This window comes from Halomonas cerina (assembly GCF_014192215.1).
Lineage (GTDB): Bacteria > Pseudomonadota > Gammaproteobacteria > Pseudomonadales > Halomonadaceae > Halomonas > Halomonas cerina.
This window is the reverse complement of record NZ_JACHXP010000016.1, coordinates 51,678-64,839: the sequence shown is the minus strand read 5'-3', so window position 1 is coordinate 64,839 and position 13,162 is coordinate 51,678. Positions and strand designations below refer to the sequence as shown.

Sequence of the window (13,162 nt, the reverse complement as noted above, 5' to 3'; positions counted from 1 at the left end):
TCCATGAAACTCAATAGCCTGAGCCCGGCACCGGGCTCCAAGCACGCCGAGAAGCGTGTCGGTCGTGGCATCGGCTCCGGTCTGGGCAAGACCGGCGGCCGCGGCCACAAGGGCCTCAAGTCGCGCAGCGGCGGCAGCGTGAAGCCCGGCTTCGAGGGCGGCCAGATGCCGCTGCAGCGGCGTCTGCCCAAGTTCGGCTTCACCTCGGCGAAGTCGCTGGCCTCCGAGGAGGTCCGGCTGGGCGAACTGGCCCGGGTCGAGGGTGACGAGGTCACCCTGGCGTCCCTCAAGCAGGCCAACGTGCTCAAGGACGCCACGCGGTATGCCAAGGTGATCCTTTCCGGCGAACTGAACAAGGCGGTTACCGTCCGCGGCATCAAGGTCACCAAGGGGGCCCGTGCCGCGATCGAGGCTGCCGGCGGCAAGGTAGAGGACTAAATGGCCAAGTCAGGAAACATGCCGGCGATGGGCAGCGGTCTGAGTGAACTCTGGGCGCGTCTGCGCTTCGTACTCCTCGCCATCGTGGTCTACCGTATCGGTGCCCACATTCCCGTTCCCGGTATCAATCCTGACCAGCTTGCTGCCTTGTTCAGGGAGCAACAGGGCACCATCCTGGGCATGTTCAACATGTTCTCGGGGGGCGCCCTGGAGCGCATGAGTATCCTCGCCCTGGGCATCATGCCCTACATCTCGGCGTCGATCATCATGCAGCTGATGACCGCCGTCTCGCCCCACCTCGAGCAGTTGAAGAAGGAGGGCGAGGCCGGCCGCCGCAAGATCAGCCAGTACACGCGCTACGGCACCGTGCTCCTGGCCTTCATCCAGGCCACCGGCATGTCGGTGGGCCTGGCCAGCCAGGGGATCGCCTACACGGCCGACTTCAGCTTCTACTTCACCGCCATCGTGACCTTCGTGTGCGGGGCGGTGTTCCTGATGTGGCTGGGCGAGCAGATCACCGAGAAGGGCATCGGCAACGGCATCTCGCTGCTGATCTTCTCGGGGATCGTCGCCGGCCTGCCTGGTGCTGTGGGGCAGGCGTTCGAGCTGGCCCGCAACGAAGGCGCCTGGAACGTGCTGCCGCTGCTGGCCCTGTCCGTGCTGGGCATCGCCACCGTGGCCTTCGTGGTGTTCATCGAGCGCGGCCAGCGCCGCATCACGGTGAACTACCCGCGTCGCCAGGTCGGCAACAAGATGTATGCCGGCCAGAGCAGCTATCTGCCGCTCAAAGTCAACATGGCAGGCGTGATTCCGGCGATCTTCGCCTCGAGCATCCTGCTGTTCCCAGCGTCGCTGGGGCAGTGGGTCGGTGCCGGGGAAGGCATGGAGTGGCTGCAGCGCGCGTCCCAGGCCCTCGGCCCGGGCCAGCCGCTGTATATCTTGCTTTTCGGCGCGGCGGTGGTATTCTTCTGCTTCTTTTACACAGCGCTGGTCTTCAATCCCAAGGATGTCGCCGACAACCTCAAGAAGTCGGGGGCCTTCCTGCCGGGTATCCGCCCCGGCGAGCAGACCGCTCGCTATGTCGACAAGGTTATGACGCGTCTGACCCTGTTCGGTGCCCTCTACATCACTGCCGTCTCCCTGATGCCCCAGTTCCTGATCGTGGCCTGGAACGTGCCGTTCTTCTTCGGCGGCACCTCGCTGTTGATCGTGGTGGTGGTGATCATGGACTTCATGGCCCAGGTGCAATCGCACCTCATGTCGCACCAATACGAGTCGGTGATGAAGAAGTCCAACCTGAAAGGCTACGGCAGCGGCGGCATCATGCGCTGAGGCGCGCCGCTGGCAAGATTTGGCGCGCCGCGAGCCGAACCCTTGGCTCGCGGCGCGAGCCAACTATGGAGATGGAACGATGAAAGTTCGAGCTTCCGTGAAGAAAATGTGCCGCAACTGCAAGATCATTCGTCGCAATGGCGCCGTGCGCGTCATCTGCAGCGAACCGCGGCACAAGCAGCGCCAGGGCTGAGCCCCGACGCTGTCATGAATCGGGTGCCGGCATACCCCTTGCCCTCTGGCGGGTAAAGGGGTATGCTGTTGCGCCTTTTGTAGATGACCAATCGAGCAAGCCGCTCAAATTTCGGAGTAAGCTGATGGCCCGTATTGCAGGCGTCAATATCCCGGACAACAAGCATGCGGCGATCTCGCTGACCTATATCTTCGGGATTGGCCGTACTCGCGCACGTCAAATCTGTGACGCGGCCGGCATCGCGCCGACCACCAAGATCCAGGAGCTGTCTTCTGAAGAAGTCGATACCCTGCGTTCCGAGGTCGGCAAGTACACCGTAGAAGGCGACCTTCGCCGTGATACGACGCTGAACATCAAGCGTCTCATGGACCTGGGTTGCTATCGTGGTCTGCGTCATCGTCGTGGTCTTCCGCTGCGTGGTCAGCGTACCAAGACCAATGCGCGTACCCGTAAGGGCCCGCGCAAGCCGATCCGCAAATAACACGCACGTTCTGGCGTAACGACAGGAATAGACATCAACATGGCTAACCCGCGTAGCAACCGTAAGAAGGTTAAAAAGCAGGTCGTGGATGCCGTCGCGCATATCCACGCCTCTTTTAACAACACGATCATTACGATCACAGACCGCCAGGGCAACGCGCTCTCCTGGGCGACTGCCGGTGGTTCGGGTTTTCGTGGTTCTCGCAAGAGCACCCCGTTCGCTGCTCAAGTGGCAAGCGAGCGTGCAGCGACCGCTGCAGCCGAGTATGGTGTGAAAAACGTCGACGTGCTGGTCAAGGGCCCCGGTCCGGGCCGTGAATCCGCCGTGCGCGCGCTCAACGCCGCCGGCTTCCGCGTGCAGAGCATCACCGACGCGACGCCCATTCCCCACAATGGCTGCCGTCCGCCGAAGAAACGCCGCGTTTAAGGAGACAGATTCATGGCTCGTTATATTGGACCGAAGTGCAAACTGTCTCGTCGGGAAGGCACCGACCTCTTCCTCAAGAGCGGTGTCACTCCCTTCGAGAAGAAGTGCAAATCCGAGCAGATTCCGGGTGTGCACGGCCAGCGCCGTCAGCGTCTTTCCGACTACGGCTTGCAGCTTCGCGAGAAGCAGAAAGTACGTCGCATGTACGGCGTGCTCGAGAAGCAGTTCCGCAACTACTACAAGGAAGCGGCCCGCCTGAAGGGCGCGACCGGCGAGGTGTTGCTGCAGCTTCTCGAATCCCGACTGGACAACGTCGTCTACCGCATGGGCTTCGGCGCCACGCGTGCCGAGGCGCGTCAGCTGGTCAGCCACAAGGCCATCTCCGTCAACGGCAGGAGCGTCAACGTGGCGTCCTACCAGGTCAAGCCCGGTGACGTGGTCTCCGTCCGCGAGAAGGCCAAGAACCAGGCGCGTATTCAGAACGCCCTGGGCATCGCCGCCAACCGTGGCGACGTGGCCTGGGTCGAGACCGATGCCAAGAAGATGGAAGGCACTTTCAAGGCTCTGCCTGAACGCGGTGACCTGTCTGCCGACATCAACGAAAACCTGATCGTCGAGCTGTACTCGAAGTAATCAGCGGCCAGACCGCGCCGTCCTCCGACCACGGGGGGCGGCCTTCAGTACCGAGTATCCGTTTGGCAGCCTGAAAGGTATTCATATGCAGCGTTCAGTGACAGAGTTTCTCCGTCCTCGCGATATCAAGGTCGAAGAGATCAGCGCACATCACGCGAAGATCGTGCTCGAGCCCTTCGAGCGTGGCTTCGGCCACACGCTGGGCAATGCACTGCGTCGCATCCTGCTCTCGTCCATGCCCGGCTGTGCCGTGGTGGACGCCGAGATCAGTGGGGTCGACCACGAGTACAGCGCGATCGAGGGCGTCCAGGAAGATGTCATCGAAATCCTCCTGAACCTCAAGGACGTGGCGATCAAGATGCATAGCCGCGACGAGGCGGTGCTCTCGCTGAACAAGCAGGGCCCGGCCGTCGTGACTGCGGGCGACATCGCTCTCGACCACGACGTCGAGATCGTCAACCCCGAGCACGTCATCGCCCATGTCAACGAAGGGGCCGAGCTGAAGATGCAGCTCAAGATCGCCCGCGGCCGCGGCTACGAGCCGGCGGACGTACGTGGCGAGGCGGACGACGAGTCCCGTGCCATCGGCCGCCTGCAGCTGGATGCGACCTTCAGTCCCGTGCGTCGGGTTTCCTACGCCGTCGAGGCCGCGCGTGTCGAACAGCGCACCGACCTCGACAAGCTGATCATCAACCTGGAAACCGACGGCACCCTGGATCCGGAAGAGGCGATCCGTCGCAGCGCGACCATCCTGCAGGAGCAGCTGGCCGCGTTCGTCGACCTGGAAGCCGATAAGGAACAGGAAATGGAAGAGGAAGAGGATCACATCGATCCGATCCTGCTGCGCCCCGTAGACGATCTCGAGTTGACCGTCCGCAGTGCCAACTGCCTGAAGGCCGAGAACATCTACTATATCGGGGATTTGATCCAGCGCACCGAGGTGGAGCTGCTGAAGACCCCCAATCTCGGCAAGAAGTCCCTGAACGAGATCAAGGACGTATTGGCCACACGCGGTCTGTCCCTGGGCATGCGGCTAGAGAACTGGCCGCCGGCGAGCCTCAAGGACGATAAGGCCTCTGCGTGAGCGTCGACTCGAGTCCCCGTTAGGTAAGGAATCACAACCATGCGTCATCGTAAGAGTGGTCGTCACCTGAATCGCACCAGCTCGCATCGCCAGGCCATGTTCAAGAACATGAGCGTGTCGCTGGTCGAGCACGAAGTGATCAAGACAACCCTGCCCAAGGCCAAGGAGCTGCGTCGCGTCATCGAGCCGCTGATCACCCTGGCCAAGCAGGACAGCGTCGCCAACCGGCGTCTGGCCTTCAGCCGCACCCGCTCCAAGGACGCGGTCGGCAAGCTTTTCAACGAGCTGGGGCCGCGTTATGCCAACCGTCCGGGCGGCTATGTCCGGATCCTCAAGTGCGGCTACCGCACCGGCGACAACGCCCCCATGGCCTACGTCGAACTGGTCGACCGTCCGGTCGTCGAGGAAGTCGCCGAGGAGTGATCCTCGCCCGGCCTTTCTGGTGCGACACGCCAAACCGGCTCCCCTAGGGGAGCCGGTTTTTTTAGCTTGGTCAGGTCTCCGCCGTGCTCGTGGCCCGTGGCTGGGAGCTCGTGGCATGCCGTTTCAGCAGCGGCCTGAGGAAGCGGCCGGTGTGGGAGTCCTCGAGTCGAGCGACCTGCTCCGGCGTGCCCTCGGCAATGATGCGCCCGCCCCCGGAGCCACCCTCGGGACCCAGGTCGATCAGCCAGTCGGCGGTCTTGATCACATCCAGGTTATGCTCGATGACCACGATGGTGTTGCCGTGGTCGCGCAGGCGGTGGAGCACCGTGAGCAGCTGGCGGATGTCCTCGAAGTGCAACCCGGTGGTGGGCTCGTCGAGGATATAGAGGGTCTTGCCGGTATCGCGCTTGGCCAGTTCCCGGGCCAGCTTGACCCGCTGGGCTTCGCCGCCGGAGAGGGTGGTGGCGCTCTGGCCCAGACGGATATAGGACAGCCCCACATCCATCAGCGTCTGCAGTCGCCGGGCGATGGCCGGTACCGGACTGAAGAACTCGAGCGCCTCCTCGACGGTCATCTCCAGCACCTCGTGGATGCTCTTGCCCTTGTAGGCGATCTCCAGGGTTTCGCGGTTGTAGCGCTTGCCCTTGCAGACATCACAAGGCACATAGATGTCCGGCAGGAAGTGCATCTCCACCTTGATCATCCCTTCGCCCTGGCAGGCCTCGCAGCGTCCGCCCTTGACGTTGAAGGAGAAGCGGCCGGGCTTGTAGCCCCGCGAGCGGGCCTCTTGGGTGCCGGCGAAGAGCTCACGAATGGGGGTGAAGATGCCGGTGTAGGTGGCCGGGTTGGAGCGCGGGGTACGGCCGATGGGGCTTTGATCGATGTCGATGACCTTGTCGAGGTGCTCCAGCCCCTCGATGCCGTCATGGGCCTCCGGGGTCAGGCTACTGGCGCGGTTGAGCTCCCGGGCGGCGATGGGCATCAGGGTGGAGTTGATCAGCGTCGACTTGCCGGAGCCCGAGACCCCGGTGACGCAGACGAAGAGTCCCAGCGGTAGCGTCAGGGTCACGTCTTGCAAGTTATGGCCCCGTGCGCCGGTGAGGCGTACCACCTTCTCGGGGTTGCCGGGAATCCGCCAGGGCGGGACCTCGATGCGCCGCTCGCCGGCCAGATACTGGCCGGTCAGCGAATCCTCGGTGGCCATGATCTCGTCCGGGGTGCCTTGGGCCACCACCCGACCGCCGTGGACACCGGCCCCGGGACCGATGTCGAGCACATGGTCGGCGGCGCGGATGGCCTCCTCGTCGTGCTCCACCACGATCACGGTGTTGCCCAGGTCACGCAGGCGCTCCAGGGTCTTGAGCAGTCGGTCGTTGTCGCGCTGGTGCAAGCCGATGGAGGGCTCATCGAGGATGTACATGACCCCCACCAGGCCGGCGCCGATCTGGCTGGCCAGGCGGATGCGCTGGGCCTCGCCGCCGGACAGGGTCTCGGCGCTACGCTCCAGGTTGAGGTAGTCGAGCCCCACATTGACCAGGAACTCTAGGCGGGCATGGATCTCGTTGACGATCTTCTCGGCGATCTCGCCCTTGCGGCCCGGCAAGGCGAGCACACCGAAGTAGTCACGGCTCTCGCCGATCGGCAGGTGGACCAGCTCGGGGAGGGTGTGACCGTCGATAAAGACGTGGCGGGCCTCCTTGCGCAGCCGCGAGCCGTGGCAGGTGGGGCAGGGCTGCACGGCGATGTAGCGCGCCAGTTCCTCACGGACCATGCTCGACTCGGTCTCGCGGTAGCGGCGCTGCATGTTGGGCAGCACCCCTTCGAAGGGATGCTCGCGGGTCACCTTGCGGCCGCGGTCGTTGACGTAGGTGAAGGCAATCTCGTCATGGCCACTGCCGTGGAGAATGATCTCACGCTCATGGCGGGCCAAGTCCTGCCAGGGGGTCTCCAGGGTGAAGCGGTAGTGGTCCGCTACCGCCTGGAGCTGGTTGAAGTAGAAGACGCTACGCCGGTCCCAGCCCTTGATCACCCCCTCGGCCAGCGACAGCTCGGGATGGCTGATCAGCTTGTCGGGGTCGAAGAACTGCTGCACACCCAGGCCGTCGCAGCTCGAGCAGGCCCCGGCCGGGTTGTTGAAGGAGAACATGCGCGGTTCGAGCTCGGCGATCGAGTAACCGCACACCGGGCAGGCGAAGCGCGAGGAGAAGGCGATGTCCTCGTGCTCGCCGTCCATGAAGTGCACGATGGCCGTACCGTCGGCGAGCCCCAGGGCGGTCTCGAAGGACTCCGCCAGGCGCTGGGCCAGGCCCTCGCGGACCTTGATGCGGTCCACTACCACGCTGATATCGTGCTTGCGGTTCTTGTCCAGCGGGGCGATGTCGTCAAGCTCGAGCACCTGGCCATCGACCATGGCGCGCACGAAGCCCTGGGCGCGCAGCTCGGCCAGCAGCTGCAGGTGCTCGCCCTTGCGTCCCTTGACCACCGGGGCGAGCAGCATCAGCTTGCTGCCCTCGGGCAGGCCCAGCACCTGGTCGACCATCTGCGAGATGGTCTGGGCCTCGAGGTCCTCGCCGTGCTCCGGGCAGCGCGGCGTGCCGGCTCGGGCATAGAGCAGTCGCAGGTAGTCGTAGATCTCGGTGATGGTGCCCACGGTGGAGCGGGGATTGTGGGACGTGGATTTCTGCTCGATGGAGATCGCCGGCGACAGCCCCTCGATATGGTCGACATCGGGCTTCTCCATCATCGACAGAAACTGGCGGGCATAGGTGGAGAGGGACTCCACATAGCGCCGCTGCCCCTCCGCGTAGAGGGTGTCGAAGGCCAACGACGACTTGCCCGAGCCGGACAGGCCGGTGACCACGATCAGCCTGTCCCGGGGCAGCGTGACGTCGATATTCTTCAGGTTGTGGGTGCGGGCACCCCTGACCAGGATCCTGTCCATTCCCACCTCGCGGACGCGGTAAAGGGTCGATTATACGGTTGCCGGCGCGGGCCCGGCAAAGCGCGTCACGCCGGCGGCTTTCCCTGGGGGGCGGCGAGCCGCTAGAATATGCGGTCCACCTCTGGGCCCGCGGGCCTGTCCACGGAACGTCGATCCCTATGCGAAAGCTCTCAGGACTGCTGTTGGCCACCGAGCGTCGCGCCATCGCCGGGCTGGCCGGGCTCTATGCCACACGCATGCTGGGCCTGTTCATGGTGCTGCCGGTACTGGCGCTCTACGCCGACCGGCTGGCGGGCGCCACGCCGCTGCTGGTCGGCCTGGCACTGGGCATCTATGGCCTGACCCAGGCCGTGTTGCAGATCCCCTTCGGCCTGGTCTCCGACCGGCTAGGGCGCAAGCCGGTGATCGCCGCGGGGCTCGTGCTGTTCCTGGTCGGCAGCGTGGTGGCGGCGCTGGCCGACAGCATCGGCGGAGTGATCCTGGGACGCTGTCTGCAGGGCAGCGGGGCGGTCGCCGCGGCGATCATGGCCCTGCTCGCCGACCAGACCCGCGAACAGGTGCGCACCGCCGCCATGGCCACCATCGGGCTGTCCATCGGGGTGGCCTTCGCCGTGGCCATGGTGCTGGGACCGCTGATCGCGGCTGGCCTCGGGCTTGCTGGGGTCTTCTGGTTCACCGCGGGGCTGGCCGCCTTGGGCCTGGTCGTGCTGTGGAAGCTGGTGCCACCGGCCCCCCGACGTGTGCGACACCGGGATGTGGGACTGGATCGTGGTCAGCTCGGGACGATCCTTGGCCGGGTCGAACTGTGGCGCATGGATGCCTCGATCTTCTGCCTGCACCTGATCCTGATGGCGATCTTCGTCGCCGTGCCCTTCCGCCTGGTCGAGTCCGGCATCGCCATCGAGCACCATGGCTGGGTCTACCTGGGCGTCATGGCTCTGGCCTTCGTGGCCATGGTGCCGCTGGTCATCATCGCCGAGAAGCGTCGCCGCATGAAGAGCATGTGTCTCTCGGCGATCACGGCCATCACCCTCAGCCTGGCAGGCCTGGCCGGGTTCGCCAGTAGCCTGTGGGGTCTGGTCGGTTGGCTGCTGCTGTTTTTCATTGCCTTCAATCTGCTGGAGGCAACCCTGCCCTCGATGCTCAGCAAGCTGGCCCCGGCCGGGGCCAAGGGCACTGCGATGGGGGTCTACTCCACCAGCCAATTCCTGGGCGCCTTCCTGGGCGGCGTGCTGGGTGGCGCCTTGGCCCAGCAGTGGGGGCTTGCCGCGGTCTTCGTGGGCGCGGCCCTGCTGGGACTCGCCTGGCTGGTACTGATGACCGGCATGGCCGCGCCCCGTTATCTGTCCAGCGAGGTGGTCGCCCTGGAGGAAACCCATCATGATGATGCCCTGGACACCCTGATGGCGCGCTTCGCCGAGGTGGCCGGGGTCGAAGACGTGCTGGTCGTTCCCGAGGAGCGACTGGCCTACCTCAAGGTCGATCGCCAGCGCCTCGACGAGCAGGCCCTGGCAAAACTGGTCGCCTCGGGCGAGCATCGGCGTGGTACCTGAGCGCTCAGGGCATGAGATCGTCTCGCGTGGACCGGGGCCAATGGTCCGGTGCCCGCGCATTCCACTGCATCACGAATTCGAGAGTTAAAGGAGTCAACCATGGCCCGTGGCGTCAACAAGGTCATTCTTATCGGTAACCTCGGCCAGGATCCGGAAGTGCGCTTCACGCCCTCCGGTACCGCGGTCGCCAACCTCAACCTCGCGACCACCGATACCTGGACGGATCGCCAGAGCGGTCAGCGCCAGGAACGCACCGAATGGCACCGGGTGGTGATGTTCAACAAGCTGGCCGAGATCGCCCAGCAATACCTCAAGAAGGGCTCCAAGCTCTATGTCGAGGGTCGCCTGCAGACCCGCAAGTGGCAGGACCAGAACGGCCAGGATCGCTACAGCACCGAGATCGTCGCCAACGACATGCAGATGCTCGATTCCCGCGGAGGCGGCGGTGACTTCCAGGGCGGCGGCATGGCGGCCCAGCAGGCCGGCGGCTTCGGTGGCCAGCCTCAGCAGGGCGGTGGCTTCGGCGATCAGCAGCAAGGCGGCAACTACGGTGGCGGCCAACCGCAGCCGCGTCCCGCACCGCGGCCGACGCCCAACCAGGGCGGTGGCCAGCAACAAGGCGGCAACTATGGCGCCCCCGATCCGGGCAGCTTCGACGACTTCGATGACGAGATCCCGTTTTAGCCGCGTAACGCCGAGGAACTGCCGTGAAGCTGCTGATTCTGGATGCCGGCCACTGCCTGAGCCTGGCGCTGGCTCGGGAAGCCAACCGGCGTGCCGATACCGAGCTGACCATCGAGCCGGGATTGGTGCTGGAGGCCGGCCTGTTGGAGGCCGTGCAGCCGGATGCCCTGGTGATTCCACCGTTGTCACGCCCCATCAGCGCCGACCCGGCTGCCGTCACGGCCCATGCCGAGGCGGTCGAGGCCTGCCTGGTGGCGTGTCGCGAGGCGGACATTCCGCTGGTGTGGTGCGTCTCCGACCAGCTCTACGAGGATGGCGTCGATGCCCCCATCGACGAGCACGTGATTCCCGAGCCTCGGGATGATGGCCTGCGTCGACTGGTGCGGGTCGGCGACCGGATCCGCACCGAGTTGCCCCGGCACCTGATCGTGCGGCTGGGGCCACTATTCGCCTTGGAGGGCAGCCATGCCTGGCTGGGCGAGTTAATCGATACCCTGGTGGCCGGTCGCGAAGTGCGGGCCGAGTCCGACGTCATCCTGTGTCCTACCTCGGCGGATGCGGTGGCCATGGCGCTGATCGGGATGCTCCAGCAGCAGCAGTGCGGCGCCGAGGCCTGGGGCAGCTACCACCTGGCCGGCACCGAGCCGGTGAGCACCTACACCTTCGTCTCCGTGATGCGTACCCAGCTCGCCACGCGACTCGAGGGTCGCGGCGAGACGCTCGCGCTGGGCGGCGTCAAGGCGCTCAGCCATCACCATGACCAGCCGCTGCGCCGGGTATTGAACTGTCGCCGGGTCCTGGAGGTATTCGGTGTGCACCAGAAGCCGTGGCGCCTCGAGTTGGGGCGCATGCTGGATACCTGGTGCCTGGCTAGGGACGACGGCAAGACGGCAGAGGAGTCGATGCCACGATGAACGTGATCCGCAGCCTGGTCTTCTATGCCGGTTACTTCCTGGCCATGCTGGTGTGCGGGGTGCTCTTCCTGCCGCCGGCCCCCTTCCTGCCACTGAAGTCCCGCTATCGTCTGCTCAACCTCTACAACCACTTCATCGTCGCCTGGTTTCGTCTGGCCTGCGGGGTGCGCTACGAGATCCGTGGCCACGAGCGGCTTCCCGAGGGGCCCTGCGTGATCCTGGCCAACCACCAGTGCGAGTGGGAGACGGTCTACCTGCAGCTGCTCAAGCCGCCCGTCTGCACGGTGCTCAAGCGCGAGTTGCTCAATATCCCGATCTTTGGCTGGGGGCTGCGTCTTCTGCACCCCATCGCCCTGGACCGTTCCCGCCCCGCCCGCGCCATGAAGCAGGTGCTCACCCAAGGCAAGGTTCGCCTCGAGGAAGGACTCTCGGTGCTGATCTTTCCCGAGGGCACCCGGGTCGCGCCGGGGCACCGGCGCCGCTACAACAAGAGTGGAGCAGTGATCGCCTGCCGCGCCGGCATGCCGGTGGTGCCGGTGGCCCACAATGCCGGGGAGCGCTGGCCGGGGCGGCACTGGGTCAAGCGTCCGGGGCGCCTGACGTTGGTGGTGGGGGAGCCCATCGAGACCGTCGGCCGGACTCCCGAGGCGGTGCTGGCCGAGACCGAGGCCTGGATCGAGGCGCGACTCGCCGAGATTTCCGAGGTGCCGCGTCCCTCGCAGTCGGTCACCGGTCGCGAGACGGTGACCGGCTGACGACGATAACGGTGCATAACGCCAGAAGGCGCCCCTAAGGGCGCCTTCTGGCGTTTCACCGGCGGTGACGACCACGTCAGTCGGTGTACTTCTCCAAGACCAGGCAGGCGTTGGTGCCACCAAAGCCGAAGCTGTTGGTGAGCACCCGCTTGACGCCGGGGGCATCGCGACGCCCGGTGACGATGTCAAAGCCCTTGGCCTGGTCGTCCAGCTGTTCCACGTTGGCGGAGGCGGCGATGAAGTCGTGCTCCAGCATCAGCAGCGAGTAGATCGCCTCCTGTACGCCGGTGGCGCCCAGGGAGTGGCCGGTCAGCGACTTGGTGGAACTCATCGCCGGTGTGGTGTTGCCGAACACCTCGCGGATCGCCTTGAGCTCGGCCATGTCGCCCACCGGGGTGGAGGTGCCGTGGGTGTTGATATAGCTGATGTCGCCGTTCACGGTGGCGAGCGCCTGGCGCATGCAGCGCACCGCCCCCTCGCCGGAGGGCGCGACCATGTCGTGACCGTCGGAGGTCGCCCCGTAACCGATGACTTCCGCGTAGATCTTCGCCCCGCGGGCCTTGGCATGCTCGAGTTCCTCTAGGACCACCATGCCGCCGCCACCGGCGATAACGAAACCATCGCGGGCCTGGTCATAGGGGCGCGAGGCCTTCTCAGGTGTCTCGTTGTAGTGGGTCGACAGGGCGCCCATGGCATCGAACAGGCAGGATAGGGTCCAGTGCTCCTCCTCGCCGCCACCGGCGAAGACCACGTCCTGCTTGCCCATCTGGATCTGCTCCATGGCGCTGCCGATACAGTGGGCCGAGGTGGCGCAGGCCGAGGAGATGGAGTAGTTGACGCCCTTGATTCGGAAGGGCGTGGCCAGACAGGCAGAGACGGTACTGCCCATGGTACGGGTGACCCGATAGGGGCCGACCCGTCGCAGGCCCTTCTCGCGCATCACATCGGCGGCCTCCACCTGGTTGGCGCTGGAGGCGCCACCCGAACCGGCGATCAGCCCGGTACGCTCACTAGAGACCTGTTCCGGCGAGAGCCCGGCATCCTCGATGGCCTGGGCCATGGAGACATAGGCATAGGCCGCGGCGTCGCCCATGAAGCGGCGCAGCTTGCGGTCGATCAGCGCCTCCAGGTCGATGTCGACCACGCCTGCAATCTGACTACGGAAGCCGAGCTCGGCGTACTCTTCCTTGAAGCGAATGCCCGAGCGCCCGCTCCTGAGCGCCTCGAGGACCTGTTGTGCGTCGTTGCCCAGGCAGGACACGATGCCCAGTCCGGTGACTACCACTCGTCGCATGGAAGCCTCCT

The 13,162-nt window shown here is 65.2% G+C and carries 14 protein-coding genes; 12 read left to right on the top strand and 2 right to left on the bottom strand.

Features of this window, described 5'->3' with window-relative positions; translation table 11 throughout:
- Window positions 1-3: 3 nt before the first annotated feature.
- The 8 genes from rplO (at window position 4) to rplQ (ending at window position 5,010) form a co-directional block, all read left to right on the top strand.
- Window positions 4-438 (top strand): 50S ribosomal protein L15, encoded by a 435-nt coding sequence (gene rplO / locus FHR94_RS14770; RefSeq protein WP_183326652.1) that lies wholly within the window; start codon window positions 4-6, stop codon window positions 436-438.
- Window positions 439-1,770: a preprotein translocase subunit SecY gene (secY, locus tag FHR94_RS14765; protein ID WP_183326650.1), complete on the top strand. Its 1,332-nt coding sequence runs from the start codon at window positions 439-441 to the stop codon at window positions 1,768-1,770.
- 79 nt (window positions 1,771-1,849) lie between these two features.
- The gene (gene rpmJ, locus FHR94_RS14760) at window positions 1,850-1,963 is read left to right on the top strand and encodes a 50S ribosomal protein L36 (RefSeq protein WP_008959154.1); all 114 of its coding nucleotides are present in this window, start codon (window positions 1,850-1,852) and stop codon (window positions 1,961-1,963) included.
- Window positions 1,964-2,087: 124 nt separating this feature from the next.
- Window positions 2,088-2,444 (top strand): 30S ribosomal protein S13, encoded by a 357-nt coding sequence (gene rpsM, locus FHR94_RS14755; protein ID WP_183326648.1) that lies wholly within the window; start codon window positions 2,088-2,090, stop codon window positions 2,442-2,444.
- 39 nt (window positions 2,445-2,483) lie between these two features.
- Window positions 2,484-2,870: a 30S ribosomal protein S11 gene (rpsK, locus tag FHR94_RS14750; protein ID WP_013331014.1), complete on the top strand. Its 387-nt coding sequence runs from the start codon at window positions 2,484-2,486 to the stop codon at window positions 2,868-2,870.
- Between the two features lie 12 nt (window positions 2,871-2,882).
- A complete protein-coding gene (rpsD, locus tag FHR94_RS14745) occupies window positions 2,883-3,503 on the top strand; it encodes a 30S ribosomal protein S4 (RefSeq protein WP_183326646.1) in 621 nt (206 codons plus the stop codon).
- Window positions 3,504-3,588: 85 nt separating this feature from the next.
- Window positions 3,589-4,587: a DNA-directed RNA polymerase subunit alpha gene (locus FHR94_RS14740; RefSeq protein WP_183326644.1), complete on the top strand. Its 999-nt coding sequence runs from the start codon at window positions 3,589-3,591 to the stop codon at window positions 4,585-4,587.
- A gap of 39 nt (window positions 4,588-4,626) precedes the next feature.
- The gene (gene rplQ / locus FHR94_RS14735; protein ID WP_183326642.1) at window positions 4,627-5,010 is read left to right on the top strand and encodes a 50S ribosomal protein L17; all 384 of its coding nucleotides are present in this window, start codon (window positions 4,627-4,629) and stop codon (window positions 5,008-5,010) included.
- A gap of 70 nt (window positions 5,011-5,080) precedes the next feature.
- Here rplQ and uvrA read toward each other — a convergent pair whose 3' ends face one another.
- Entirely contained in the window at window positions 5,081-7,951 is a 2,871-nt protein-coding gene (gene uvrA, locus FHR94_RS14730; RefSeq protein WP_183326640.1) for an excinuclease ABC subunit UvrA, read from the bottom strand.
- A gap of 158 nt (window positions 7,952-8,109) precedes the next feature.
- On the opposite strand from uvrA, the gene FHR94_RS14725 reads away from it, so the two are divergent.
- The 4 genes from FHR94_RS14725 to FHR94_RS14710 all read left to right on the top strand — a co-directional run bounded on the left by FHR94_RS14725 (window position 8,110) and on the right by FHR94_RS14710 (window position 11,857).
- On the top strand, window positions 8,110-9,504 hold the full coding sequence (locus FHR94_RS14725) for an MFS transporter (RefSeq protein WP_183326638.1): 1,395 nt from the start codon (window positions 8,110-8,112) through the stop codon (window positions 9,502-9,504).
- A 99-nt stretch (window positions 9,505-9,603) separates the two neighbouring features.
- Complete coding sequence (gene ssb / locus FHR94_RS14720) at window positions 9,604-10,188, top strand: single-stranded DNA-binding protein (RefSeq protein ID WP_183326636.1); 585 nt, start codon at window positions 9,604-9,606, stop codon at window positions 10,186-10,188.
- A 23-nt stretch (window positions 10,189-10,211) separates the two neighbouring features.
- The gene (locus tag FHR94_RS14715) at window positions 10,212-11,102 is read left to right on the top strand and encodes a sugar nucleotide-binding protein (protein ID WP_183326634.1); all 891 of its coding nucleotides are present in this window, start codon (window positions 10,212-10,214) and stop codon (window positions 11,100-11,102) included.
- A complete protein-coding gene (locus FHR94_RS14710; RefSeq protein ID WP_183326632.1) occupies window positions 11,099-11,857 on the top strand; it encodes a lysophospholipid acyltransferase family protein in 759 nt (252 codons plus the stop codon). Before FHR94_RS14715 ends, FHR94_RS14710 begins: the two co-directional genes overlap by 4 nt.
- Window positions 11,858-11,933: 76 nt before the next feature.
- Here the strand turns inward: FHR94_RS14710 and fabB are convergent, their stop codons facing one another.
- Window positions 11,934-13,151 carry a beta-ketoacyl-ACP synthase I gene (gene fabB / locus FHR94_RS14705; protein WP_183326630.1) on the bottom strand — a complete coding sequence of 406 codons (1,218 nt, stop codon included), beginning with the start codon at window positions 13,149-13,151 and terminating at the stop codon, window positions 11,934-11,936.
- Between the last annotated feature and the right edge of the window lie 11 nt (window positions 13,152-13,162).